This window comes from Enterobacter sp. PL_is511 (assembly GCF_055816065.1).
Genome location: NZ_JBVPGP010000024.1, coordinates 1,424,486 through 1,448,117, shown reverse-complemented (window position 1 = coordinate 1,448,117; position 23,632 = coordinate 1,424,486). Strand labels below are relative to the sequence as shown.

At 53.9% G+C, this 23,632-nt stretch carries 25 protein-coding genes; 15 read left to right on the top strand and 10 right to left on the bottom strand.

Annotation, left to right across the window (positions count from 1 at the left end):
• Positions 1 to 2: 2 nt before the first annotated feature.
• The 3 genes from AC0TN7_RS22485 to AC0TN7_RS22475 are packed head-to-tail and all read right to left on the bottom strand — an operon-like array spanning position 3 to position 1,492.
• A complete protein-coding gene (locus tag AC0TN7_RS22485) occupies positions 3 to 521 on the bottom strand; it encodes a 2-oxo-tetronate isomerase (RefSeq protein WP_417927363.1) in 519 nt (172 codons plus the stop codon).
• A gap of 11 nt (positions 522 to 532) precedes the next feature.
• A complete protein-coding gene (locus tag AC0TN7_RS22480) occupies positions 533 to 979 on the bottom strand; it encodes a DUF421 domain-containing protein (protein WP_023335661.1) in 447 nt (148 codons plus the stop codon).
• A gap of 9 nt (positions 980 to 988) precedes the next feature.
• A complete protein-coding gene (locus AC0TN7_RS22475; protein WP_473702529.1) occupies positions 989 to 1,492 on the bottom strand; it encodes a hypothetical protein in 504 nt (167 codons plus the stop codon).
• A 138-nt stretch (positions 1,493 to 1,630) separates the two neighbouring features.
• Here AC0TN7_RS22475 and AC0TN7_RS22470 point away from each other — a divergent pair, with 138 nt between their 5' ends.
• From AC0TN7_RS22470 to AC0TN7_RS22455, 4 genes are all read left to right on the top strand, one after another.
• A complete protein-coding gene (locus AC0TN7_RS22470) occupies positions 1,631 to 2,020 on the top strand; it encodes a YdeI family stress tolerance OB fold protein (RefSeq protein ID WP_024908408.1) in 390 nt (129 codons plus the stop codon).
• Positions 2,021 to 2,084: 64 nt separating this feature from the next.
• Positions 2,085 to 2,969 (top strand): SDR family oxidoreductase, encoded by an 885-nt coding sequence (locus tag AC0TN7_RS22465; RefSeq protein WP_048991107.1) that lies wholly within the window; start codon positions 2,085 to 2,087, stop codon positions 2,967 to 2,969.
• A 181-nt stretch (positions 2,970 to 3,150) separates the two neighbouring features.
• The gene (locus tag AC0TN7_RS22460) at positions 3,151 to 4,074 is read left to right on the top strand and encodes a LysR substrate-binding domain-containing protein (RefSeq protein ID WP_024908406.1); all 924 of its coding nucleotides are present in this window, start codon (positions 3,151 to 3,153) and stop codon (positions 4,072 to 4,074) included.
• 256 nt (positions 4,075 to 4,330) lie between these two features.
• On the top strand, positions 4,331 to 6,712 hold the full coding sequence (locus tag AC0TN7_RS22455) for a glucose/quinate/shikimate family membrane-bound PQQ-dependent dehydrogenase (RefSeq protein WP_463726683.1): 2,382 nt from the start codon (positions 4,331 to 4,333) through the stop codon (positions 6,710 to 6,712).
• Positions 6,713 to 6,803: 91 nt separating this feature from the next.
• Here AC0TN7_RS22455 and AC0TN7_RS22450 read toward each other — a convergent pair whose 3' ends face one another.
• The 3 genes from AC0TN7_RS22450 to AC0TN7_RS22440 form a co-directional block, all read right to left on the bottom strand.
• Positions 6,804 to 8,495 (bottom strand): methyl-accepting chemotaxis protein, encoded by a 1,692-nt coding sequence (locus AC0TN7_RS22450; RefSeq protein ID WP_463726682.1) that lies wholly within the window; start codon positions 8,493 to 8,495, stop codon positions 6,804 to 6,806.
• A gap of 160 nt (positions 8,496 to 8,655) precedes the next feature.
• Positions 8,656 to 9,774 (bottom strand): S-(hydroxymethyl)glutathione dehydrogenase/class III alcohol dehydrogenase, encoded by a 1,119-nt coding sequence (locus tag AC0TN7_RS22445; protein ID WP_021242543.1) that lies wholly within the window; start codon positions 9,772 to 9,774, stop codon positions 8,656 to 8,658.
• A 31-nt stretch (positions 9,775 to 9,805) separates the two neighbouring features.
• The gene (locus tag AC0TN7_RS22440; protein WP_008502288.1) at positions 9,806 to 10,081 is read right to left on the bottom strand and encodes a metal/formaldehyde-sensitive transcriptional repressor; all 276 of its coding nucleotides are present in this window, start codon (positions 10,079 to 10,081) and stop codon (positions 9,806 to 9,808) included.
• Positions 10,082 to 10,311: 230 nt separating this feature from the next.
• Here AC0TN7_RS22440 and AC0TN7_RS22435 point away from each other — a divergent pair, with 230 nt between their 5' ends.
• The 4 genes from AC0TN7_RS22435 to AC0TN7_RS22420 all read left to right on the top strand — a co-directional run bounded on the left by AC0TN7_RS22435 (position 10,312) and on the right by AC0TN7_RS22420 (position 13,013).
• Positions 10,312 to 10,680, top strand: a complete 369-nt coding sequence (locus AC0TN7_RS22435) for an NlpC/P60 family protein (protein WP_157189152.1) — start codon at positions 10,312 to 10,314, stop codon at positions 10,678 to 10,680.
• Positions 10,680 to 11,183, top strand: coding sequence for a YqhG/Tai3 family protein (locus AC0TN7_RS22430; protein WP_407820807.1), 504 nt, complete (start codon positions 10,680 to 10,682; stop codon positions 11,181 to 11,183). The genes AC0TN7_RS22435 and AC0TN7_RS22430 overlap by 1 nt, the downstream gene beginning before the upstream one ends.
• 63 nt (positions 11,184 to 11,246) lie before the next feature.
• Positions 11,247 to 12,113, top strand: coding sequence for an AraC family transcriptional regulator (locus AC0TN7_RS22425; protein ID WP_473702477.1), 867 nt, complete (start codon positions 11,247 to 11,249; stop codon positions 12,111 to 12,113).
• Positions 12,114 to 12,422: 309 nt separating this feature from the next.
• Positions 12,423 to 13,013 carry a LysE family translocator gene (locus AC0TN7_RS22420; RefSeq protein ID WP_473702476.1) on the top strand — a complete coding sequence of 197 codons (591 nt, stop codon included), beginning with the start codon at positions 12,423 to 12,425 and terminating at the stop codon, positions 13,011 to 13,013.
• A 5-nt stretch (positions 13,014 to 13,018) separates the two neighbouring features.
• On the opposite strand, the gene AC0TN7_RS22415 is transcribed toward AC0TN7_RS22420, so the two are convergent.
• Positions 13,019 to 13,912 carry a LysR family transcriptional regulator gene (locus tag AC0TN7_RS22415; RefSeq protein WP_473702475.1) on the bottom strand — a complete coding sequence of 298 codons (894 nt, stop codon included), beginning with the start codon at positions 13,910 to 13,912 and terminating at the stop codon, positions 13,019 to 13,021.
• Positions 13,913 to 14,126: 214 nt separating this feature from the next.
• Here AC0TN7_RS22415 and AC0TN7_RS22410 point away from each other — a divergent pair, with 214 nt between their 5' ends.
• From AC0TN7_RS22410 to AC0TN7_RS22385, 6 genes are all read left to right on the top strand, one after another.
• The gene (locus tag AC0TN7_RS22410) at positions 14,127 to 14,933 is read left to right on the top strand and encodes a MipA/OmpV family protein (RefSeq protein ID WP_417927357.1); all 807 of its coding nucleotides are present in this window, start codon (positions 14,127 to 14,129) and stop codon (positions 14,931 to 14,933) included.
• 10 nt (positions 14,934 to 14,943) lie between these two features.
• Entirely contained in the window at positions 14,944 to 16,059 is a 1,116-nt protein-coding gene (locus tag AC0TN7_RS22405; protein WP_090417034.1) for a serine hydrolase domain-containing protein, read from the top strand.
• Complete coding sequence (locus tag AC0TN7_RS22400; RefSeq protein WP_090417036.1) at positions 16,046 to 16,393, top strand: hypothetical protein; 348 nt, start codon at positions 16,046 to 16,048, stop codon at positions 16,391 to 16,393. Before AC0TN7_RS22405 ends, AC0TN7_RS22400 begins: the two co-directional genes overlap by 14 nt.
• A 25-nt stretch (positions 16,394 to 16,418) precedes the next feature.
• Positions 16,419 to 16,952 carry a DUF2975 domain-containing protein gene (locus tag AC0TN7_RS22395; protein WP_024908394.1) on the top strand — a complete coding sequence of 178 codons (534 nt, stop codon included), beginning with the start codon at positions 16,419 to 16,421 and terminating at the stop codon, positions 16,950 to 16,952.
• A gap of 2 nt (positions 16,953 to 16,954) precedes the next feature.
• Positions 16,955 to 17,170, top strand: a complete 216-nt coding sequence (locus AC0TN7_RS22390) for a helix-turn-helix domain-containing protein (protein ID WP_024908393.1) — start codon at positions 16,955 to 16,957, stop codon at positions 17,168 to 17,170.
• 142 nt (positions 17,171 to 17,312) lie between these two features.
• Complete coding sequence (locus tag AC0TN7_RS22385; protein ID WP_024908392.1) at positions 17,313 to 17,585, top strand: ElaB/YgaM/YqjD family protein; 273 nt, start codon at positions 17,313 to 17,315, stop codon at positions 17,583 to 17,585.
• Between the two features lie 28 nt (positions 17,586 to 17,613).
• Here AC0TN7_RS22385 and AC0TN7_RS22380 read toward each other — a convergent pair whose 3' ends face one another.
• Entirely contained in the window at positions 17,614 to 19,077 is a 1,464-nt protein-coding gene (locus AC0TN7_RS22380; protein ID WP_024908391.1) for an EAL domain-containing protein, read from the bottom strand.
• Between the two features lie 277 nt (positions 19,078 to 19,354).
• Between AC0TN7_RS22380 and AC0TN7_RS22375 the strand changes: the two genes are divergently transcribed.
• Positions 19,355 to 20,239, top strand: coding sequence for a MarR family transcriptional regulator (locus AC0TN7_RS22375; protein WP_473702474.1), 885 nt, complete (start codon positions 19,355 to 19,357; stop codon positions 20,237 to 20,239).
• A gap of 35 nt (positions 20,240 to 20,274) precedes the next feature.
• Here AC0TN7_RS22375 and AC0TN7_RS22370 read toward each other — a convergent pair whose 3' ends face one another.
• Positions 20,275 to 21,450 carry an HlyD family type I secretion periplasmic adaptor subunit gene (locus AC0TN7_RS22370; protein ID WP_024908389.1) on the bottom strand — a complete coding sequence of 392 codons (1,176 nt, stop codon included), beginning with the start codon at positions 21,448 to 21,450 and terminating at the stop codon, positions 20,275 to 20,277.
• Positions 21,447 to 23,627, bottom strand: coding sequence for a type I secretion system permease/ATPase (locus tag AC0TN7_RS22365; RefSeq protein WP_473702473.1), 2,181 nt, complete (start codon positions 23,625 to 23,627; stop codon positions 21,447 to 21,449). The genes AC0TN7_RS22370 and AC0TN7_RS22365 overlap by 4 nt, the downstream gene beginning before the upstream one ends.
• Between the last annotated feature and the right edge of the window lie 5 nt (positions 23,628 to 23,632).

Here is a 23,632-nt window from a genome sequence, read left to right as displayed (position 1 = left end):
AATCAACCGTTATGCCCGTCCGACAATGCTGCCAGCAGCTCGGCCAGCGAGAAATGCACCGCTTTTTCCACCACGTCCTGACAGTCACCGGAGAAAAGCACGGTGCGAGTCTTCGTCTCGCCGCGGATGTTCCACGCAAAACAGACCGTCCCCGCCGCCGTGCCGTCGTCGCCCCCTTCCGGGCCTGCGTAGCCGCTGATGGCGATGCTGATATCCGCCTGGGCGAAGTCGCGAATACTGGCAGCCATCTCGGTCACCGTCTGTTCACTGACGGCGGTATACCGCGCAAGCGTTTCAGGGCGCACGCTGAGGATCCGCGTTTTGGCTTCGTCGCTGAACACGACCAGGCCGACGTCATAAAATTCGGCGGTGTTTTCCTCTGCGCAAAGCGCCACCGAGAGCTTGCCGCCCGTGCAGGATTCCGCGGTGGTTAAGCGAAGTCCGAGATCGGTTAATTTGCTTGCCAGCTTTTTTGTTAGTACATCCACGGTATAATTGTTGTCGTGAAAAAGATTGCTCATCTTTCCGCCTCTTATTTCTCGAAAGGAATGATCGAAATATGTCCATTGCGTTCAAGTATGGCATATTTAATATCGCTTATTTCCGTAATGCCATTATTTTGCCTGGCTGACACCAGAATATCATCGCAGGAGACATCCACTTTTTTCAGTTTGTCGGCTAACGGCACGCCGTTCTCAACCAGAATCACGGGAGTGCCATCCAGAATATTCTCAACCGGGGAAAAATATTTCTTCATCAGTCCAAATATAATATCTACCACCACCAGCGTGGTAATGGTAATCATCGCACCGGTGACGGAGAAATCTTGTCCGAGAAGCGCCTGCTGAGTAGCTTCACTAATTATCAGGAGCAGAATGAGATCAAAGCTGGTCATCTGCAACAGCGCGCGACGTCCGGCCACTTTAAATACCACCATGAGGAACAGATAAATCGCCAGCGCGCGAAAGACCATATCCATATCAGCCTCCTACGGGTAAATGAATTGCCAGATGTTAATCTCCGGCTCGCTGTTGACGCGGATGACTGTGTTCCATTTACCGGCTCTGGAAGGCGTGGTGAAGAGTAACACAGAGAAGCTGTCTGACTTTTTCAGATTGTTATAGACAAAATAGAGGGTCTTCCCTCGGCTGAACATGCTGTCAGGCTGCGGCCAGACGCTGCCAGGCTCGTAAACCTCGCTGCTCTCGCTGGTCATGCTGAGGACATACTTTCCCTCTGCCTGCACCGGGAACGCCAGCTCCATTCGCGTTTCTGTCTCCCGCCGTCCAAAGCGTTCATAGTTTATGGTCAGTGATTTAGCGGAATTCATTTTGACCGTGTCGCTGACCATTCCGCTGGAAAACAGACCGGCAATCGCCGCGACGATAATAGCCAACAGAACAATAAAACCGACCTGACGAAACGCGTATTCAAACGTCAGCAAACGATAACGCTCATCTATCCCGGGTAACTTTTCATTTTCACGCTTCATGGTCATCGTCACCGTTTCGCTTATTATCAGATAAGTTTGATTTTTCACGCGAATGTTTTTAGGACTTATCACATTTGCCACATAAAGGAATAGCAACAATACTTAATAAGTCAAGACACCCAAAATGAAGGATATCGGATGAAATTATCACTTATTTCCGCTTTATTGATATTTCTGGTTCCAACCGCATGGGCTGATAATAACGGCGGGTTACAAAAAGGTGAAGCCCCGCCGCCACCGCACGCGCTTGATAGCGGATATCGCGGAACCGACGATGCGCGTATTATGACCATCGATCAGGCAAAACAAATGCACGACGGTGCGACAATATCATTACGCGGTAATCTTATTGATGGTAGCGGCGATAAGTTTGTATTTCAGGATAAAACCGGAAAAATCGACGTTATTATTCCCCAGGCAGTTTTCGACGGCAGAACGGTAAAACCCGACCAGATGATCAGTATCAACGGTTCGCTCGATAAAAAATCATCTCCTGCCGTCGTCCGTGTTGATCGTTTGCAGAAATAATTCAGCGAAGCGTTAACGCTGCAGTTATCCATCAAATCTCACCCCTTGGCTTAAGGAGTCAGCTATGAGTGATACAAAACAACGTACGAACGCTTACCCGCAGCCCCCGTTCCCGGAACAGCCGCAAACGCCGCCGGGACTGGCATCCGAAATGCAGCCTGTACCCGACCACGGGGAAAAAAGCTATAAAGGACATGGCCGCCTTGCCGGCAAAAAAGCGCTGATTACCGGCGGAGACTCCGGTATTGGTCGCGCGGTTGCTATCGCCTATGCCCGTGAAGGTGCTGACGTTGCCATCAACTATCTGCCTGAAGAAGAAAAAGATGCCTCTGAGGTCATCGACCTGATCGAAGCGGAAGGTCGCAAGGCCGTCGCGCTGCCGGGGGATGTACGGGACGAAACCTTCTGTCAGAATCTGGTCGAAGAAGCCGTGTCGAAACTGGGCGGGCTGGACATTCTGGTCAATAACGCGGGGCGTCAGCAGTTCCGTGAATCGCTTGAAGACCTGACCACCGAGGATTTTGACGCGACGTTTAAAACCAACGTCTATGCCCCTTTCTGGATCACCAAAGCGGCCCTGCGCCACCTGAAAGCCTCCTCCGTTATCATTAATACCTCCTCCGTTCAGGCGGTGAAGCCCAGCCCCGTTTTGCTGGACTACGCCCAGACAAAAGCCTGTCTGGCGGTATTTACCAAATCCTTAGCCAAACAGCTGGGTCCAAAAGGCATTCGCGTCAACGCGGTTGCTCCTGGGCCTTACTGGACGGTACTGCAGTCCAGCGGCGGGCAACCGATGGAAAAAGTAAAGGAGTTTGGCGGAGATACACCGCTGGGGCGTCCAGGTCAGCCCGTCGAGATTGCCCCGCTGTACGTCACGCTGGCCTCGGATGAATGTTCATTTACGTCCGGCCAGGTGTGGTGTTCTGACGGCGGTGACGGCGTGATCTAACCGCTTAACCCTTTCCCCTCAGTAATGAGCGATAAATGAACAAGGACGTTCGCTCTTATTCCCCTGCCGAAAAACATGTTGTAACTCAAACAGATCAAATGTTAAAAATATTTTGCTATCAGGTTATCAAAATTAAACAACTTAACTTGTCACCCGCATCGCTCTGTTTTTAACATCGCCTATGGAAAAAAATGGTCTGTTCAGTCAGCGCATACGCTTGCGCCATTTGCATACATTTGTGGCCGTCGCTCAACAGGGAACGCTGGGGCGTGCGGCTGAAACTCTTAACCTGAGCCAGCCTGCGCTCTCGAAAACCCTCAACGAGCTGGAACAGCTGACCGGTGCCCGTCTTTTTGACCGCGGGCGGCTGGGCGCACAGCTTACCATCGTGGGCGAACAGTTCCTTACGCACGCCGTTAAAGTGCTGGATGCGCTCAATACCGCGGGCCAGTCCCTGCATCGAAAAGAAGCGCAATCCAGTGAGGTGGTGCGCGTGGGCGCCTTGCCTACCGCAGCGCTGGGTATTCTTCCGCCGGTTATCGGCCAGTTCCACAAGCAGCAGCGGCATACCACAATTCAGGTTGCCACCATGAATAACACCATGCTGCTCGCGGGGCTGAAATCAGGCGAGCTGGATATCGGTATCGGTCGCATGTCCGACCCTGAATTGATGGGCGGTCTCAATTACGAACTGTTATTCCTGGAGTCCCTGAAGCTGGTGGTTCGTCCCAATCATCCCCTGCTGCAGGACACGGTGACGCTAAGCCGGGTCATGGAGTGGCCGGTAGTGGTGTGCCCGAAAGGGACCGTCCCCCGCCAGACCGCAGAATCCTTGCTGCAGATGCAGGGATGTACGCTGCCTTCAGGGTGTATCGAAACGCTGTCGGCCTCGCTTTCACGCCAGCTCACCCTGGATTATGACTACGTCTGGTTCGTTCCCTCCGGCGCGGTAAAAGATGATCTACGCCAGGGAACGCTGATCGCCCTGCCGATTACCTCCCCAGGTGCCGGCGAACCCATCGGCATTTTGACCCGGGTGGATACCCCCCTTTCCACGGGCGCACAGACGCTGCTGAGCGCTATCCGTAAATCAATGCCGGTATAACACCTTTTTCACCCCTCACCCTAACCCTCTCCCCTTAGGGAGAGGGGACTAGCCCGTGCGTTAATCAATTAATGCGGAATAATTCATTAACAATTGCGTAAAACAATTTAACAGTTTTATCATAACGGTGAATTCACCAAATGGTTCGCAAATCATTTTATAAACCCGAATTCACTCGTATTAATCATTATTCCTCCCGCAATTATTACCCAACTGGTACATACCCGACGCTGCGGGGGATCGAAAGGAGAAAGACATGGCATTTGGCAGCGCGCCGCGCGGGATACCTCGTATTCTGCAGTGGCTTCTTGCCGGACTGATGATGCTCATCGGTCTGGCGGTCGGCGGGTTGGGCTTTAAGCTCGCCACCGTAGGCGGAAGTGGATACTTCCTGATCATGGGCGTGGTGATGGTGGTTGCCGCGATCCTGATTTTCCTCAACCGCACCAGCGGGATCCTGCTATACGGCATCGCGTTTATTGCCTCGCTGTTCTGGGCGGTAAGCGATGCAGGCTGGGATTTCTGGCCGCTCTTCTCCCGCCTGTTTACCTTTGCCGTGCTGGCGTTCCTCTGCGCCATCGTCTGGCCCTTCCTGCGCGCAGCAAACCACACTGCCCCGAACAAGGCGCCCGCCTTTGGCGTCGCGGCCCTGCTCGCGGTCGCCATGCTGGTCAGCCTGGGCTGGATGTTTAAGCCGCAAACCCTCGTGGCAGCGAACGAGCCCGTGCCGGTGAAACCCGTTGCACCCGGCGAGCAGCAAAAGAACTGGGAACACTGGGGCAACACCACCCACGGCGACCGTTTCGCCGCGCTGGACCAGATTAACAAGCAAAACGTCAGCTCGCTGAAAGTCGCGTGGGTTGCGCACACCGGCGATATTCCGCAGAGCAACGGCTCGGGCGCGGAAGATCAAAACACGCCTCTGCAGATTGGCGACACGCTGTATGTCTGTACGCCATACAGTAAAGTGCTGGCGCTGGACGTGGATTCCGGTAAAGAAAAATGGCGTTATGATTCGAAAGCGACCGCGCCGAACTGGCAGCGCTGCCGCGGTCTGGGCTACTTTGAAGATCACGCAAACGTGACGGCGTCACAGACCGGAACATCGCCAGCGGCATGCCCTCGCCGCCTGTTCCTGCCCACCACCGATGCCCGTCTGATTGCCATCAACGCGGATAATGGCAAGGTCTGCGACGACTTTGGCGACCATGGCATCGTGGATCTGAGCGTCGGCATGGGCGAGATTAAGCCCGGATATTATCAGCAAACCTCCACGCCGCTGGTTGCCGGGAACGTTGTCGTCGTTGGCGGTCGCGTCGCGGATAACTACTCTACCGGCGAACCGCCGGGCGTGGTGCGCGCCTACGACGTTCACACCGGTAAACTGGCCTGGGCGTGGGATCCGGGTAATCCGAACCTGACCGGCCTGCCGCCGGAAGGCCAGACCTACACCCGCGGCACGCCGAACGTCTGGTCAGCGATGTCTTATGATGCAAAACTCAATCTGATTTATTTGCCAACCGGCAACGCCACCCCGGATTTCTGGGCGGGCGAGCGTACCGCGCTGGACGATAAGTACAGCTCCTCCATCGTCGCCGTCGACGCGACCACCGGTCAGGTGCGCTGGCATTTCCAGACCACCCACCACGATCTGTGGGATTTCGACCTGCCTTCCCAGCCGCTGCTGTACGATCTGCCAGACGGTAAAGGCGGCACCACGCCTGTGCTGGTGCAGACCAGCAAGCAGGGCATGATCTTCATGCTTAACCGCGAAACCGGCAAGCCGGTGGCGAAGGTGGAAGAACGCCCCGTTCCGGCGGGTAACGTTGAGGGTGAACGCTACTCCCCAACCCAGCCGTACTCCGTTGGCATGCCGATGATTGGCAACCAGACGCTGACCGAGTCCGACATGTGGGGCGCGACGCCTGTCGACCTGCTGCTGTGCCGCATCCAGTTTAAAGAGATGCGTCATCAGGGCGTCTTCACTCCGCCGGGCCTCGACCGTTCCCTGCAGTTCCCTGGCTCACTCGGCGGGATGAACTGGGGCAGCGTCTCCGTTGACCCGAACAACAGCCTGATGTTCGTCAACGATATGCGCCTGGGCCTGGCAAACTACATGGTACCGCGCGCGAACGTGGCGAAAAACGCCAGCGGCATCGAGATGGGAATTGTTCCAATGGACGGCACGCCGTTCGGCGCGATGCGTGAACGCTTCCTGTCACCGCTGGGCATTCCGTGTCAGAAGCCGCCGTTTGGCACCATGTCAGCCGTTGACCTGAAAACCGGCAAACTGGTGTGGCAGGTTCCTGTCGGCACGGTGGAAGATACCGGCCCGCTGGGTATTCGCATGCGCATGCCGATCCCAATCGGTATGCCAACCCTGGGCGCGTCGCTCTCTACCCAGTCCGGCCTGCTGTTCTTTGCCGGTACCCAGGATTTCTACCTGCGCGCGTTTGATACCGCCACCGGGAAAGAGATCTGGAAAGACCGTCTGCCTGTCGGTAGCCAGTCCGGCCCGATGACCTACGTGTCGCCGAAAACCGGTAAGCAGTACATCATCATTAACGCCGGTGGCGCCCGCCAGTCGCCGGATCGCGGTGATTACGTTATCGCGTACGCGTTACCCGATAAGAAATAAGATGTGAAAAAGGGACCGAAAGGTCCCTTTTTTGTAGGTCAGTTTTTGTAGGTCGGGTAAGGCGAAGCCGCCACCCGACACAACACGCCACTCAGAACGTCTCCCAGTTATCCCCGGAAACCGTCGCCGCCGGGCGCAACGGTGCATTCTTCGCCACTGGCGCAGAGATCACCGCGCGGCCCGACTTTGCACCGTTCAACCGAAACGCGCCAACCGCCTCGGTCAGACGCGCGCCCTGTTCTTCCAGAGACGCCGCCGCCGCGGAGGCTTCTTCCACCAGCGAGGCGTTCTGCTGGGTCACTTTATCCATCTCAGAAATCGCCTGGCTCACCTGGACGATACCGCGACTCTGCTCATCGGACGCCGCGGCGATCTCCAGCATGATGTCGGTGACGCGTTTCACCGCTTCGACGATTTCATTCATGGTGTTACCGGCGGCAACAACCTCGCCGGAGCCCTGGTCGATCAGCGATACCGATTCGTTAATCAGGCTTTCGATCTCTTTTGCGGCATTCGCACTGCGGCTTGCCAGAGTGCGCACTTCACTTGCCACCACGGCAAATCCGCGCCCCTGTTCACCCGCACGTGCCGCTTCTACCGCCGCGTTAAGCGCCAGGATATTGGTCTGGAACGCAATGCTGTTAATCACTGCGGTAATCTCAGAGATCTTCTTCGAGCTGCTGGAGATATTGCCCATGGTTTTCACCACGCCGGAGACCATCTGGCCGCCGCGGCTGGCTTTACCGGAGGCATCTTCCGCCAGCTTGCTGGCATGATGGGCGTTATCGGCGTTCTGTTTCACCGTCGCGGTCAGCTGTTCCATGCTCGCGGCGGTCTGCTCAATGGCCGCAGCCTGCTGCTCAGTGCGCGAAGAGAGATCGGTGTTACCGGCTGAAATCTCGCTGGTGCCGCGGTAGATCTCCTCCGCCCCCTGACGTACGGTGCCCACGGTATTTTCAAGCGAGTGCTGCATGGTTTGCAGATCGCGCGTCAGGCGTCCAATTTCGCTGCGCCCCGCCACGTCGTCCGGCATCGTCAGGTCGCCCTTAGCGATATTCTCGATACGTTTCGCTGCACGCTGCAGCGGATTGATTACCGTGCGGCGCAGCACGACAAAGGTCATCGCCGTCAGCACCAGCGCCAGCGCAAACGCGCCTACCATAAACATCAGGCCCAGCTGCGTGCGGCTGTGCGCCTGCGCCGTCAGCGCATTCGCACGGTCGGTACGGATCTTAATCGCCTTCAGCAGAACGGCGTTGTAAGCGTCATCCAGCGGGCGCGCCGTTTCGTTTTCGTGATTGATGATCGCTTCGAACATGCCATTTTTGGCAAATTTCACCATCGGCTGCATGCCCGCGATATAGGCGTCGTACCGCGCCTTGAGATCCTCATCCAGCGCTGCGCCCTCAGCGGTACGCACGGCACGATTCATATAGGCGGTAAAGCTCTCCTGGGACTGCTTAATACGCTTTTCAGCCTCGCTGATGTTCTGCTTCATCGCATCCATCTCCGCGATACGGCTTGCCGCACCGGCGTGGATCAGGTTGATACGCGCGGTTCGCAGATGGTTTGAGCTGTTCGACAGCCCCATACGCACCTGAATTTCGGAAGTGACATCCTGCTGATCGCGATCGGCCTGCAGCAGGAAATAACCCGCCAGACCCGAGCTCAAGGCAAACAGAAGAATAATGCCACCGAGAATGGAGGAAAACAGCGGAACCAGCCTGATGTGATGCAAGAAGCTCAGCTTGCGCTGCGCCAGCATCGAAGTAGTGTTGTCCATGACCGTCGACTCTCTTGTAGGTAAGATGCGTAAAAACACGCCTGTTAAATAGTCATCGGCACGGCACAGATTAAGATTACGGCTAAAAACGCCGCACTGGTCACACTTTAGAGAAGATTATTAAAGAAATGCCAGCGGCTAAAAACCGCTGGCAGAAGAGTTACTTGTCGCCGAAATGGATAACGGTACGGATGGATTTTCCTTCGTGCATCAGATCGAACGCCTCGTTGATCTGCTCCAGCGGTAAACGGTGGGTAATGAACGGATCGAGCTGAATCTTGCCGACCATGGCATCTTCAACCATACCCGGAAGCTGGGTACGCCCCTTCACGCCGCCAAACGCGGAACCGCGCCATACGCGCCCGGTGACCAGCTGGAATGGACGGGTTTTAATCTCCTGACCCGCTCCGGCCACGCCAATGATGATGCTCTCGCCCCAGCCTTTGTGGCAGCACTCCAGCGCGGAACGCATCACGTTCACGTTGCCGATACACTCGAAGCTGAAGTCCACGCCGCCGTCGGTCATCTCGACGATGACGTCCTGAATCGGCTTCTCGTGATCTTTCGGGTTCACGAAATCGGTCGCGCCCATTTCACCCGCCAGCCTGAATTTCTCCGGGTTGGTGTCGACCGCGATGATACGACCGGCCTTCGCCTGCACCGCGCCCTGAATCACCGCCAGACCAATGCCGCCGAGACCGAACACCGCCACGGTATCGCCCTCTTTGACTTTTGCCGTGTTATGCACCGCGCCAATACCGGTGGTCACGCCGCAGCCCAGCAGGCAGACTTTATCCAGCGGCGCCTGCGGGTTTACCTTCGCCAGCGAGATCTCCGCGCAAACGGTGTATTCGCTGAAGGTGCTGGTGCCCATGTAGTGATAAACAGGCTCGCCGTTATAAGAGAAACGGGTAGTGCCGTCCGGCATCAGCCCTTTCCCCTGGGTGGCGCGCACCGCCTGGCAGAGGTTAGTTTTGCCGGATTTACAGAACTTGCATTCGCCGCATTCCGCGGTGTACAGCGGGATCACGTGATCGCCCGGCTTCAGGCTGGTCACGCCTTCGCCCACTTCCACCACAATCCCGCCGCCTTCATGACCGAGCACTGCCGGGAAGACGCCTTCCGGGTCATCGCCCGAGAGCGTAAACGCATCGGTATGGCACACGCCGGTATGGGTGATTTTGATCAGCACTTCGCCTTTCTTCGGCGGTGCCACGTCAATTTCAACGATTTTGAGCGGCTGGCCGGGGCCAAATGCAACTGCAGCGCGAGATTTCATATGCCTTCCCTTTTTTGTCAGGTATGTGGATTTATTTTAGATAAGAGCGCAGTAAATGGCCGACTTCCGCCATGCGTACGGCTCGCTGATCCGGCGTGGTGTCCCCCGCTACCAGCTCATCTTTGAGGTGAATTTCAACCATTTCGCCCATCAGGCCATTGGCAGCCCCGCGCACGGCGGCTATTTGCTGCAGGATGGCCAGGCAGGGGTCGCCCGACTCCAGCGCGCGTTCAAGGGCATCAACCTGACCCCGAATGCGACGGACGCGGGTAAGAATACGTTTTTTATCTTCGGGTGAATGCGGCATACGCCCTCCTGATACTATAGGGGGGTATGGTATTTAACTTTCCTGTCGATGTAAACCTTCTGTTTTCGTTGCAACAGCAGCGTATCTACTGCATATCATCAACCAGGCAAATGAAACATCAAAAAGGTATAAGACACTGAAATATATAATTTTTTAATGACATTATTTGCCTAACCGGATTGTTGCTTCCGTTGTTTAGTGACGATTTCATATACAACAGGAGTTAACACATGGCATGGAACAAACACGCAGCAGCCCTGCACGCACGCCAGAATGCGGGAACTTCATCGCAAAGACGCTGTGGAGAATTTACGCGTAAGGCAATACGTGCAGGTGGCGTGGATATTGGCAATGCACCTAACGCAAAGGACTATGGCAGTAACCTTGAACGAGCAGGTTTTCGAGTTTTAGGGCAAGGTGAAACATTACAGGAAGGCGATGTGGTAGTTACTCAACCCTATGATGGCGGTAATCCTGCGGGTCACATGGCAATTTATGACGGCACTACCTGGTACTCTGACTTCAGACAAAGAGATATGTGGGGTGGCCCCGGATATCGCTCCGCACGCCCCGCTTACAAAATTTACAGGAAAAGCTGATGCGTTACGTTCTCTTGATGTGCCTGTTTCTTACGGGATGTTCAACACAAATGGATGCGCCGGAAAAACGTACTCATGACTTTTACAAGTTTTACCTCACTGCTTTCGTTACAGACAGCAAAGAAGATAATCTCGATTCACCAAAAATGCGTGACTATATTGCGCAAGACACACTCTCCCGACTGCAGAAAATTTCCTCTCTCTATGAACAAGAAATTATCGGTTCCGACTATTTTACCTATACGCAGGACTATGCGGCTGAGTGGATCCCTGACCTAAGCGTAAGCAATGCGATTAACTCTGCGTCCGGGAAAGTTGTTAACGTTCAGTTGGGTGTGGGTAATGAGCGGAAACTGCTGCTAAAAGTGTATCTGCGCATAGAAGACGGTAAATGGAAAATTTATCGCGTCACCGATGCGAGCCATCATTTCGAACAGTATATTTTTGACGACAGGGCGATTGCTGCCGCACAACGGTATGCTGCCAGTATAACTTCTCCATAATTAGCAAGATCGGTCAGGATTCTGGCCGTTCGCTGAGGCAAAGTGGGTCATCAGGAGGATGCAATGAACGATGCAATCAAAACGGCTTACCGCGAGCGCTTCACGATGGTGTGCGACTATATCGCCCGCCATCTCGATGAACCGCTCACGCTGGAGAAGCTCAGCGCGTTAGCCTGCTGTTCGCCTTATCATTTTCACCGGCAGTTTCTGGCATTTAGCGGTCAGCCTCTGTATCGCTATATCCAGTGGCTACGCCTGCGTCATGCGTCCTGGCGACTGGCGTTTAACCCTCAGGATAAGGTGATTGATATTGCGCTCAATGCCGGGTTCCAGAGCCCTGAATCGTTCAGTCGCGCCTTCAGAAATGCGTTTGGAAAAAGCCCGCGTCAGTTTCGGCAACAGCCGGACTGGCTGAACTGGCACCAGCGCGTACCGAAAATGACCTTTCAGGAGCAAAAAACGATGGAAGTTAAGATTGTCGATTTCCCACAGACCCGAGTGGCAATGCTGCAGCACCGTGGCAGCCCGGATCGGGTTAATGACAGCGCGGCGAAATTTATCGCCTGGCGTAAAACCACGGGCTTATCGCCAGTGCACAAAAGCAGCACGTTTGGCATTGCCTGGGATGACCCGGCAACCACGCCAGCAGACGCCTTTCGTTTCGATATCTGCGGCAGTATCGCTGAAGCGATACCAGAGAATGAATTTGGGGTTTCCAATGGTGAAATCGACGGCGGACGTTACGCCGTCGGCCGTCACACGGGTTCTCTGGATACCATTTCCGCCACGGTGTGGGCGATGTTTCGCGACTGGCTGCCGGCCAGCGGCGAAACGCTGCGCGATGCCCCGGTATTTTTCCACTACCTCAACTTTATTCACGAGGTGCCAGAACATGCGCTGCAAACGGATATCTACCTGCCGTTAAATTGACGATCCCTTGTTTACCACCTTATTTCCGTTTTATCACAAGCGCTGTTATATGCCTGACTCAGGAACCGCACGCATTACATAAATTATATTAGGATCCGTTACTTATGGGCCACCCGCGCCTGCCGATTGCTTGCGGCAGGCGCTACCCCGCGGCTGCGCGACCTGTGCAAAAAATCAAACACACCTTTAGATAAATGCCACTTACTCTGACGTATGTTCCCAGCTAGTATTCAGAAACATGACGAATTAAAGTCGCGACTTAATCGTCGCAGCACCTCTAATGCAGATAAGCCAACACGCGGAGATAAAATGCTGTTCATTTTCACAATGTTTATATTTTCACTGACGCTTTCATTTTCTCCTGGCCCCGTTAATATGGTAATTATATCGTCTGGGGCCGCTCACGGTTTTAGAAAGACCTTCTCATTTATCTCCGGTGCAACGATAGGGTTTACGTTATTACTTATCTTTATTTGTTTCGGTTTTTACGCTGCAATCGAAAAATATCCTGTGTTTTTTCGGTATCTTAATATTGTCGGCTCTTTATTTATTATGTATTTGGGCTATAAGATAGCGTCTTCCCGGCCCGATATGTCATTAACAAAAACGGATGCACCCGGTTTTGTTCAGGGTTTTGTTATGCAATGGATCAACCCCAAAGCATGGACAGCGTGCGCCTCAGGGGCAGCGATGTTTTCCGAACCCTCAAACCCTGCGGCAGCATTCATCTTTATAGCGGTCTATTTTTTAGTCTGTTATGTGTCGCTTTCTGCCTGGGCAATGATGGGAGAAAAAGTGTCGGTGCTGCTCAGGAGCACACATCAGATCCGTACGTTTAACGTGTTGATGGGCGGACTGTTGCTTATTACGGCGTGTTACATGCTCTCTTTAGCATTTTAAACTCGTTATAACGTATGGGACTCAATCGCGTTATAAATATCATTAATCAATTTGTAGGCAATACTGCTGGTCGACATATTAGAAGGCCATACGGCATAGACTTTCAGCGGTTCTAATGACCAGTCAGGGAGTATTTCCTGCATGTCTCCACGCTTAACGTCCTCTTCGCTTAAATAACGGGGAGGTGCTGCGAGACCAATTTGTTGCCTGGCAAGCGCATAAGCGGCTTCGACATTATCTACATACACGCCAGGCGTATACGTTACGACCGCCAATCCCCCATTTTTATGGCGAAATTCCCGGCTATTCTGCCGCATATTGAGTCCTATCCATGGCAGTTGCGCCAGGTCATCAGGATGCGTAATCGTCGGATAATGGCTGAGCAAATCACGGGAAGCAACAACCTGGCGCGGCAGCACAAAAAGATGGCGCGCTTTCAGTGAACTGTCCGGCAGTTCGCCGATTCTAAATGCAACATCAATGCCGTCGGCAATAATATCTCTGCGCGTATCACTGTAAGAGATATTCAGTAAAATGCCCGGATGTCGCTTTATAAAATCGGCCAGATGCCGGGTAAACGCACTCTTCAAAAAAACGGCAGGAAGTGAAACAGTAAGCTTATTCGCCGTTGATATCGAACGCTGCTTAAATTCAATAACCCCTTGCTCATACAGCGCCAGCATCGATTTGGCCGTTTCCAGCAAATTTGCACCATCGTGAGTCAGAGAAAGTTTGCGGGTGTTTCTGTAGAGCAGCGCGCAGCCAAGATTTTTTTCCAGCTTTGATAAATGCGTGCTTGCCGTTGCGGTTGTAAGCCCTAACGCTTCTGCCCCACCTGAAATGGATCCAGCTTCAGCAATCTTTGCAAACACTATCAGGTAACGGATGTCATCAATCATTTATCGTCCTGTCGCGACGGCGTTCCTGCGAACTCCTCATTCAATCATAGAGTTACGATATCGTACTTTCCTCCACGGCCGCATCTCTTTTTGTAGTGAGAGCTTTAGCGCCCTACCAATTTTAGTGTAAAACAATAAATGTTTATTGTTAAACGATAAACTCCAGGCTAGCCTGCACGCACTTCAACTTACTTTTTGCCTGGAGAGGCATCGAATGAAAAGAAGTCTGCTGTATGGCGTTTTGCTCGCGGGGATCGTGCTTTGCGCCCCCTTACACGGTGCGGAGCTGTCCGGTTACGCGGGTCTGGGCGTCGCGGTCAGTCCCGTTTATTCGGGATCGCGGCATTACGCACCCGGACCGCTACTGAAGGGCGGCCTGAGTCTGAAGAGTAAAGACTGGGGGCAATGGGATCTCTCCACGGAGGGGCTGGCATGGACATATCACCCCGACGCCCCGTTTGCCGTGAGCCTGCTGCTGGCCTCTGATGAGGGGCGAAAAGAGACGGTTAACTATCCCTTCTCCGCTCGAAAAAACCGTGATCTCCAGGGAATGGGTGATATGGCCGACATGCTGATGGCGGGCGCGGAAATGCGTTATCAACGCGAGGACTGGATGATATGGCTGCGCGCGTTAAGTGCAACGCAAAAACACCGGTACGGTGGCGAGACGCAGCAGCTGGCGAGGACCGTGAATAGCGGCGTAAAGTCCACCCTCTGGCGCGGGCAGGACGTCGAATTTTCGGTCGCAGGTGACATCACTTGGGCGAACAGCGGCTATCAGCAGCGCCATTATGGCGTCACCGCGAGCCAGTCTCAGCGCACCGGGTTTGAGGCGTATTCCCCATCTTCGGGTTTACAGGAAGCTGGAGTCGATAGCGAACTGGTCTGGCACATCAGTGAAAATCTGGCGGCTGGGGTGACCGGTCGCGCAGCCTGCCTGCTTGATGAAGCGGGTAAAAGCCCGCTGGTTAACAGCCGCATGCAGTACACCCTGTCATCAATGATCCAGTACGAGTTCTGAGGCGCAGACCATGAATAAACAGTATGTATACAGCCGCAGGCGAGTGTTAGCCGCAGGGGTGGTTTTTGTGTCGCTGATTGCCGCAGGCATCTACCTGCAGCCGGGCGTCAGCACGCCGTCCCCGCGCCAGACGGGTGATGCAACCATCGTCTCGTTCCTGACGCCACTCCTCAGCGGGGCGCGTGGCAGCGTTGCCGTCGCACTTATCACGCCAAAAGGCGTGCAGTACGCCCTGTGGGACAGCGATTTTACAAAACAGTATGAAATCGCCAGCCTGACCAAAACCATGACCAGCAGCCTGTTGATTGAGGCGCAGCGACGCGGCGAGGCGACTCCGCAAACCCGCGTCGGTGAACTTATTCCGGAGATCGCAGGCCCGGCGAGCGATATTACCCTGGCGCAGCTGGCTTCGCATCGCTCCGGCCTGCCGCCGCTGGCGACGTCGTTACCCGAGAAAGTTCAGGTTATTAAGTCCATCATCCTGCGAGACAATTTCTGGGACTTCGATGAGGAGACATTAATAGACATGGTGAATAAAGCCAGCGTCGAACGCCCGACCGGATTTGACTATTCCAACACCGGCTATGCGCTGCTGGGACTGGCGCTGGCGCGTGCGTCGCATCAATCTTTTGCTGACCTCCTGCAAACGCGCGTATTCGCTCAGGCGCACATGACAGGTTCTGTCGTCGCCAGTGATACAACGCCCGCCTCTTCCACGTTCAGCCGGGGTCGATCCGCTTCCGGCCTGAGCGAAGCGCCGTGGAAAATGCACGCATTTACCCCCGCCGGAGGCGTGCGTTCAACCATTGTCGACATGGCCCATTACGCTCAGTCGCTGCTGGCAGGACCGCTCGCATGGCGCGACGCAATGACGCCGCAGTTTGCAACTGACGATCCCGATTCACGCGTGGGCTATGGCTGGTTCACCACACGCATTCAGGGGCGCGATATCACCTGGCATGATGGTGAATCGTCGGGGTTCGCTTCCGCTATCGCCTTCGACCGACAGCGTAAAAGCGCCGTGGTGATCCTCTCCGACACCGCGTGGCCGGTGGTTGTCCCGGCCATGCGGCTGCTATTAACCCCGCCATCTCATACAGCAGAGGCGCATCATGAACTGGATTGATATTCTCTGGGCGATACTGACCTTCGTCTCGGCCCTGCTGTTTGGGTGCGGAACGTGGGCCGCGCAGTATAAACTTCGGCTGATGAACACAATGCTGACCGTTGGGCTCATTCTTTATTGCATGGAAATGATGCAGACCATCACCCATCTGAGCAGTTCAGGCTACCTGTTCAGAATGCTCACCTGGGTGATTCAGGCGTCTTATCTCGCCTTTTGCGTCTATCATGTGTGGCCAAAACCCTGGATGAAACGCGCCGCTAACTGGCTGAACGGCGGTAAGATTGCCATCGCGCTAATGCTTATGTCATGCTTGTGCGTGCTGGTCTTAAAATAATATGAAACACTCAGGAAGGTTCGATGTGAATGGTGCGAGGGGTAAACTCAGTCTGGTGTTCATCGCAGGGGTGCTGCCGCTATTTCTCATCCTGGCATTAATCACCCCTTTGTGGATTTATTTCACCGGCGAGTCGTTTTTTATTTCCACTCTGCTAAAGCTCGCCGAGGTTCAGAAAGACGATCTGGCTGTTGCAACGGTTTCGTCGCTGCGCCAGATACTCCTGCTGGCGATCCTTTATCTTCCGGCGGGGCTGTTTGCCTTTGCTGTCTGGCAGGGAATGAGCGTCACGCGTCAGGTTCGTCAAAAACAGATCCTCTCCCGGGCTCTGGCAAACAGCGTTCGCAAGATTGCCATCGCGATGTTAAGCCTTGGGATCGCACTGCCGGTCTGTCGCTTTTTGATCCCGCTGACGATCGCGTGGCCGGGACATTACTACCAGGTCACCCTTTTGCTTGGGGATTTTGTTCTGCTATTAACAGGCGGTTTGCTGCTGGTAACCTTTCACTCCCTGGTCGAAGGGATCAAAGCGGAAGAAGAAAATAAGGAGTTCATCTAATTATGGCTGTCGTGGTTCATCTGGACAAAATGCTGGTAGAGAAGAAAATGACGTCCAGAGCACTGGCAGCCTTTGTGGGGATCACTGAGCAAAACCTGTCGCTGCTCAAGTCCGGCAAGGTGAAAGGGATACGTTTTGATACGCTGGCGAAAATATGCGAGGCACTGCAGTGTCAACCGGGCGATATCCTCTCCTGGGAGCCGGACAGCCCGGAATGACGCGCCAACCCCCACTCTCTGTGGGAGTCCCCCGCACAGAGATATATCCGAAAACCACCCTGTTGGGTGCTGAAATTAACCTTTCGTCTCTCACATCCGCAAAGAACGGCTATCCTTTAATTATCAACAAAAGGAGGCAAAAATGTCTGATATCGGTACTGATAAAAACACCCAGTTTGCTGAAGACAAAGCAAAAAATAAACTTGATGAACTTGCAGGTTCGGCACAGCAGCAGTTTGGTGAGTTCGTTGATTCACCAAAGCATCAGGTAAAAGGTGCGGCAAAAAAATATGCCGCGCAGGCCAGCGATGCTGTTTCCGATGTTACTGAAGCGGTCAGAAATAACCCCCTCACCGGCCTCGTCGCAGCGGGTGCGGTCGGTATTGTTCTCGGCCTGCTGCTGGGTCGAAAATAATAAAAGGCCCTTCGGGGCTTTATTTTTGTTAACTGAACAACCTAACCATGCGGTCTAACTCTTCCTCTTTCACAGCACGCGATAAATAATAACCCTGAAAGTTTTTGACGCCCAGCGCGACTAATTTCTCGAATTTCTCTTCACTATCAACCCCCTCTGCAATGCAGTCTGCCCCGGTCATGTCGCTATAAATCTGTATCGCTTTAATCAAGTTATAGTCATTGTCGTTTGCCACAAAATGCTCGACGATGTCCCGATCCAATTTGAGTCCGTCAAAATGGACCTGGCGCACCGGGAACATGGTTTGGTGGTTAGAGAAACAGTCATCCAGAAACAATCGACACCCCGTATTGCGTAAATGCCGCATGGTTTCAGGGATCCTTTTGTCCTTCGTCACGTCAATATCTTCTGCAAATTCAAAGACCAGCTTTTCGGCCCACTGCGGTTTGAGCAGCATGCCGATGGCTTTTCTCGCCATATCTGGCAAGGCATTGCCGGAAGCCAGACGAGGCGGGATATTCACTGAAAAATAGTATTTCCCGTTATACTTATTAATTCCTGATACGGCGGCATGGATGACTAGCGCCGTTATTTTTAGCCATATCTCATAGCTAGAAATATCCGTAAGAAAACTGGTTGGCTTGACAATCTTACCATTCTTATTCCAGCGAATGAGTATCTCAAAACCTACCCCTTTTTTATCACGATCGGTAATGATCTGATAGGCAGGAAATATCTCTTTGTTATGCAACGCATTGAAGATTCCTGCTTCCTTATCCGTAAATTCCGTTTTTTGACTTCGCCGCTTAATACTTCCCTCCACTTTTAAATTGTGCGGATCGTGTAGCCATTGCTTAATTAACCTTAATTTCAGCACACCTTCCTTGCGGTGGGTGTAAACCGTTTTATTAGAGAGCCCCATTCTATCGCACATTTCTTTTACGGACATGCCGCGGTAGAAATTTAACAATACATCAATCTCTCTTTTTGTAAGCCATTTAATATTTTCATGCGGAGAAATATCCGTACTGCGTTCGAGTAATAACCGTGAGCGGTCCTTAAACCCGTTATGGTGGGTGTGAAAACAGGTTATTACATCTGAAACATGGGCTATACGAATTAATGACAATTGATAGCGGTTATTTAAAAGACTGCTAAGGGTGCGATACAACCAGCCATCCGGTATGTCACCATACAGGGTGACGCGTCGAATAACGGGGAGTGCATTGAGCACGAATGCCAGTCGCTTCAGGCTCTCCAGAAGATCGACAATACCTTTGCCGAGAAAAGCTACAATATGAGCATTCTGATTTATAAGGATATTTTGCAATTCCTGTTGGGAGACCTCATCCCCCTCAAAGTGAATATGCGTGGCCTGTACTCCGTACCTGCTAAGGATCTCACGATATCCCTGGAATGTGAACGCGCAGGCTGAAACGACAAATTTTTGTTCATCGCACGCCCCATTTCTGAGAGAAACTTTGTGGATCATAACCAGCTCCTGGGCACCAAAAGCGCCGTTTCCATTTGTGAATAAATTAAATTTATTGCACACGTTGAGAACAGTAATTTTATCCTGGAGCCTCAGGGTAAGATACAGTTATCAACCTGATTCACTGGAACATCTTTGCGTTAATCACCAGTTCGCAAATATACTTTTCTTTGCAAATAACAACGGCAAATATCTCATTCTCAGGGTATAATGAGAATTCCGAAAAAGAAGACTGAACACTTCATCTATCGGCTCATTAAAATACGAGAAAAATGCTATGGATAATCACATCTCATCCAGGGCCTTGCTACATCGAAGGGATGTTATAAAGAACAATCCGCGATTCGGTGAGGCAATATTAGAGCACTACACAATTAATGACACCATCTATAAAAAACAACCTCTTTTCTACAAGACAATGCTGCAGGAATCACGATTTAACATTATCCTCTCTATGTGTTGTTTTATTTTTGGAAATCAGGCGGAGTCAGTTTCAGAGATTAAAGATTTATGTTCTCGCTATAAGATAGCCAGCCCCAACAGCGTTATTGCGATCATTACGATACTGAGAACCACCGGGCGTATCAAGACCTGGCGCTGCACGGAAGACCGACGCAAAACGAGAATCGCTCCTACTGAAAAAGGCCTGAATGAACTTAAGCGTTATATGTCCGGCGCATTTTTGCCCGTCAGTATTCTTTACCCGACATTCAATATTAACGTAAACCTGCTGGACAATGATATTTTGAGAAATAACTTCTTCCGCCGCGCGGCAGAATATCTTTTTCGGGGATTAACGTTCAGGAAGGTGTTGCCTGAAGTGGGATTATTTATCGATAAAGATGGCGGACGTATGATTATGCTTTATCTTTACCTGCAGGCTATGAAAAATAAATCTGCCCATGGTGCCGTCATCGACTATTCAGCCAGCACGCTCGCAAAAGAATTTTTCGTTTCGCGTATCCACGTCAACCGGATTATCAAATCGGCTCAGGAGGCAGGCTACCTGAAAGATCGGGGTGATGGTCGGCTATCGATATACCCGGCGTTTATCGAACTCGTCGAAAATTATGCCGGGTTATATTTTGCCTATGTTACGCATTACATCAACGTAGTACCCAAAGAGCGACGCCACGCTAGCAACGCGACGTCAACCGTATAATCCTCCAGGCGTTCGGTCTCCCGAACGCCCTTCACCTATCGTTCCCGCAGCGCCTCTTTTGCCTTATTCAGCGGTTTCAACAGATAATCCAGAATGGTTTTGCTGCCGGTTTTAATATCAACGGTAGCAATCATGCCCGGAAAGACCGGAAATTCCTGCCCTTGCTTATTGGTCAGATGGTTACTGTCGGTACGAATATAGACGCGATAGTAGTAGACATCCCTTTTCACCTCATCCTGCAGGGTGTCCGGGGAAATCATGGTCACTTCCCCTTCCAGCCCGCCGTAAATGGAGTAGTCATAGGCCGTCACTTTCACCAGCGCCTTCTGGCCGGGATGGATAAACGCCACATCGCGCGGCGATATTTTCGCTTCGACCACCATCTGATCGTCAAGCGGGACCAGGCTCATCAGCTTGCCGTTCGGCGGGATAACACCTCCCACGGTCGTGACGTCAATGTCCTTCACGATCCCACGAACCGGCGCATTGAAGGTCAGCCGGGTCAGGGAGTCCTCACGCCCTTTCATCACCGAACGCTGGGCTTCAATCTCCGCGTTGGCTTTCGCCAGCTCTTCACGGGCGCGAACGTAATACTGGTTTTTCATCTCGGTGATTTTATTCTCAAGCTCATTCTTTTGACGCTCAAGACGCAACACCTCAACCTTGCTGGCCGCCCCCTGGGTCACCAGCGGCCGGGTTAACGACAGCTCGCGCTGCACCAGCTCGGCACCCTGACGCAACCCGGCCAGCCCTTTTTCGAGGCTTTCACGACGGGACTGGTAGAGTGCCGTTTCCTGCTTGACCAGCTCAACGTCGTCATCCAGCTCACCCGGAAACGCCAGTTCCGTGTCGTTCACCTCGGCCTTCAGGCGCGCAGCCGTGGCCATCGCCGCATTCAGACGAGACTCACTCTCCAGCACGCTCGACTCGGTTTTCGTCCGGTCTAGCTGCGCAAGCTGCTGGCCGCGTTCCACAATGTCGCCTTCGCGCACCATCAGGCTGTGGATAATGCCGCCTTCCAGGGACTGGATGACCTGCTCATGCGAAGACGGTATCACCTTGCCGCTGCCGGTCGTCACCTCATCAAGATGGAACAGGCTCGCCCAGGCGATAAACGCCGCCAGCAGGGCGAACAGGGACCATGCCACCAGGGTAGAGCGCGGAAGGCGAGGCTCCTTCAGTCGGCTATTGAAACGGGAGAAATCATTCATGCCGCGCCCTCCTCAGCAACCGCCGCCGTCTTCATGGTCACGGTGCGCTGTGCTGTCTTTTGCGGCGCCATACCGTGCTGGTGCAGGATGGCGTCGCGCGGGCCGTCCATCACCACCTTGCCGTTTTCCAGCACGATGATGCGGTCGACCAGGTCCAGGATCGGCAGGCGATGCGTCGCCACCACCAGCGTCCGGCGTTTACCCAGCCATGTGTGAAGATGCTGAATAAACTGCTTCTCGCTCATTTCGTCCAGCCAGGCCGTTGGCTCGTCCAGCAGCAGGATAGTCGGCGAGGTGATCAGGGCACGCGTCAGCAGCAGCGCCTGACGCTGTCCGCCGGAGAGGCCAGCCCCGCCCTCGTTGATGATATAGTTCAGCCCCATTTTCTGTTTGCGCACAAACTCCAGCGCGCCGCTGTTGACCAGCGCCTGATGAATTTCGTCATCGGTGGCTAACGGGTTCCCCATCAGGATGTTGTCCCGCACGGAGCCAAAGAACAGACGGGCCTGCTGGCTCAGCAGCTGCATGTCGCGACGCACGTCGGCCGGGTCGAGGTGATTGAGGGCAATATCGTCCAGCAGAATACTGCCCTGCTGCGGCTCCTGCATGCCCGCCAGAAGCTGTAACAGCGTGCTTTTGCCCGAGCCATTACGTCCGAGCACCGCCACGCGCTCTCCGGCGCGGATCTGCAGCTTGCTGATGTTAAGTACGGTAAGTTTCTCTTCCTCGTCGTAATAAAACCCGACGTCCTCAAGCGCGTAGTCGCCGCGCAGGTGGGCTTTGTGCACCTTCTTGCCGTGCTGCGGATCGTCAATCGGCCGCTGCATCAGATCGTCCAGCCCCTTGCGGGCCACTTTTGCCGACTGCCAGCGCGAGAGCACGCCTGAGATCTGCGACAGCGGCGCAATGGTCCGTGACGCCAGAATCGAGGTTCCGACCAGCGCACCGGTGGTCATGTCACCGCTGATGACCAGGTAACAGCCCACCAGCAGTACCACCGCATAGACGATAGACTGCACCTCCTGCGTCCAGGTGAGCAGCAGGCCCGTCAGCCAGCGCTGCTTCATGCCGACGCTGGCGGCGACGTCGTTGGTGTTATTCCACTGGTTCTGGAAACGCTGCTCTGCGCGCATCAGCTTGATGTCTTCAATGCCCTGCACCGCTTCCACCAGCGTGGCGTTACGGATGGCGGATTCACGCATCCCTTCGCTGGAGAGTTTCCCCAGCGGGCGCTGCACCAGCAGGCCGGGGATGAGCAGCAGCGGCACGGCGAGCAGCACCACCAGCACCAGCGGGCCGCCAATCATCCACAGAATAAAGACGAACAGCAGGAAGAACGGCAGATCGGAGATAGCCGCAATGGTGGTGGAGGTGATGAGCTCCCGCACCGACTCCAGCTCGCGGATCTGCGCGATAAACGATCCGGTTGATTTGGATCGCGCGCCGTTTTTAATCCGCAGCGCGTGGGCAAACACGCGTTCAGAGATACGCAGGTCGGCGCGTTTCCCCACCACGTCAGAAATGTGTACGCGCAGCATGCGCATGATGAATTCGAACACGATGGCAATCATCACGCCGCCAAACAGCACCCACAGCGTGGCTTCTGACTGCGACGGTACCACCCTGTCGTAGACCTGCATGGAGAAGACCATGCCGGAAAGCGCCAGCACGTTGGCGACCAGCGCCACCAGCATAATGTCGCTGTAGCGTCGCCAGTCCTTCAGCGCCAGCTGCCAGAACCAGTTTTTCTCATACGGTTTGATGTAGTCATCCACGCGGGCATCCGGCGTGGACTCGAGCGGGCGCAGCACCATCAGGCCCTTTAATCGCGACCCGAGCGCCTCGCGCGTTAGCGTCGTCTCCAGGCCGCCGTCGCCGCTGAACTGCATGCTGACGTTGCCGTCGTTGTCCATGCGGTTGATCACCGCAATCTGCCCGCCGGTGAATTCCGCCAGCAGCGGCAGACGCCACGGATCGAGGGAGACCGCTTCCGCCGCCACCACACGCATCCCCAGCCCAAGCTGGCGCGCCATCTCCTCCAGCACCAGCTGGCGCGGCGACTGGCTTTCATGGTTAATCGTGACCCGAACGTGCTCCACCGAAAAGTCCAGCCGGTAGTGCTTCGCGATGATGAGCATGCCCTGCAGCCAGGGTTCGTACTGTGGATGTGTCTTCATAATCT

Bases quoted from the DNA above. Each gene is read 5' to 3' on its own strand.
- AC0TN7_RS22440 (WP_008502288.1), bottom strand. From the start codon at position 10,081: ATGCCGCATTCACCCGAAGATAAAAAACGTATTCTTACCCGCGTCCGT.
- AC0TN7_RS22465 (WP_048991107.1), top strand. From the start codon at position 2,085: ATGAGTGATACAAAACAACGTACGAACGCTTACCCGCAGCCCCCGTTC.
- AC0TN7_RS22480 (WP_023335661.1), bottom strand. From the start codon at position 979: ATGGATATGGTCTTTCGCGCGCTGGCGATTTATCTGTTCCTCATGGTG.
- AC0TN7_RS22435 (WP_157189152.1), top strand. From the start codon at position 10,312: ATGGCATGGAACAAACACGCAGCAGCCCTGCACGCACGCCAGAATGCG.
- AC0TN7_RS22375 (WP_473702474.1), top strand. From the start codon at position 19,355: ATGGATAATCACATCTCATCCAGGGCCTTGCTACATCGAAGGGATGTT.
- AC0TN7_RS22410 (WP_417927357.1), top strand. From the start codon at position 14,127: ATGAAAAGAAGTCTGCTGTATGGCGTTTTGCTCGCGGGGATCGTGCTT.
- AC0TN7_RS22415 (WP_473702475.1), bottom strand. From the start codon at position 13,912: ATGATTGATGACATCCGTTACCTGATAGTGTTTGCAAAGATTGCTGAA.
- AC0TN7_RS22430 (WP_407820807.1), top strand. From the start codon at position 10,680: ATGCGTTACGTTCTCTTGATGTGCCTGTTTCTTACGGGATGTTCAACA.
- AC0TN7_RS22385 (WP_024908392.1), top strand. From the start codon at position 17,313: ATGTCTGATATCGGTACTGATAAAAACACCCAGTTTGCTGAAGACAAA.
- AC0TN7_RS22400 (WP_090417036.1), top strand. From the start codon at position 16,046: ATGAACTGGATTGATATTCTCTGGGCGATACTGACCTTCGTCTCGGCC.
- AC0TN7_RS22420 (WP_473702476.1), top strand. From the start codon at position 12,423: ATGCTGTTCATTTTCACAATGTTTATATTTTCACTGACGCTTTCATTT.
- AC0TN7_RS22450 (WP_463726682.1), bottom strand. From the start codon at position 8,495: ATGGACAACACTACTTCGATGCTGGCGCAGCGCAAGCTGAGCTTCTTG.
- AC0TN7_RS22470 (WP_024908408.1), top strand. From the start codon at position 1,631: ATGAAATTATCACTTATTTCCGCTTTATTGATATTTCTGGTTCCAACC.
- AC0TN7_RS22370 (WP_024908389.1), bottom strand. From the start codon at position 21,450: ATGAATGATTTCTCCCGTTTCAATAGCCGACTGAAGGAGCCTCGCCTT.
- AC0TN7_RS22425 (WP_473702477.1), top strand. From the start codon at position 11,247: ATGAACGATGCAATCAAAACGGCTTACCGCGAGCGCTTCACGATGGTG.
- AC0TN7_RS22445 (WP_021242543.1), bottom strand. From the start codon at position 9,774: ATGAAATCTCGCGCTGCAGTTGCATTTGGCCCCGGCCAGCCGCTCAAA.
- AC0TN7_RS22380 (WP_024908391.1), bottom strand. From the start codon at position 19,077: ATGATCCACAAAGTTTCTCTCAGAAATGGGGCGTGCGATGAACAAAAA.
- AC0TN7_RS22485 (WP_417927363.1), bottom strand. From the start codon at position 521: ATGAGCAATCTTTTTCACGACAACAATTATACCGTGGATGTACTAACA.
- AC0TN7_RS22455 (WP_463726683.1), top strand. From the start codon at position 4,331: ATGGCATTTGGCAGCGCGCCGCGCGGGATACCTCGTATTCTGCAGTGG.
- AC0TN7_RS22460 (WP_024908406.1), top strand. From the start codon at position 3,151: ATGGAAAAAAATGGTCTGTTCAGTCAGCGCATACGCTTGCGCCATTTG.
- AC0TN7_RS22475 (WP_473702529.1), bottom strand. From the start codon at position 1,492: ATGAAGCGTGAAAATGAAAAGTTACCCGGGATAGATGAGCGTTATCGT.
- AC0TN7_RS22390 (WP_024908393.1), top strand. From the start codon at position 16,955: ATGGCTGTCGTGGTTCATCTGGACAAAATGCTGGTAGAGAAGAAAATG.
- AC0TN7_RS22405 (WP_090417034.1), top strand. From the start codon at position 14,944: ATGAATAAACAGTATGTATACAGCCGCAGGCGAGTGTTAGCCGCAGGG.
- AC0TN7_RS22365 (WP_473702473.1), bottom strand. From the start codon at position 23,627: ATGAAGACACATCCACAGTACGAACCCTGGCTGCAGGGCATGCTCATC.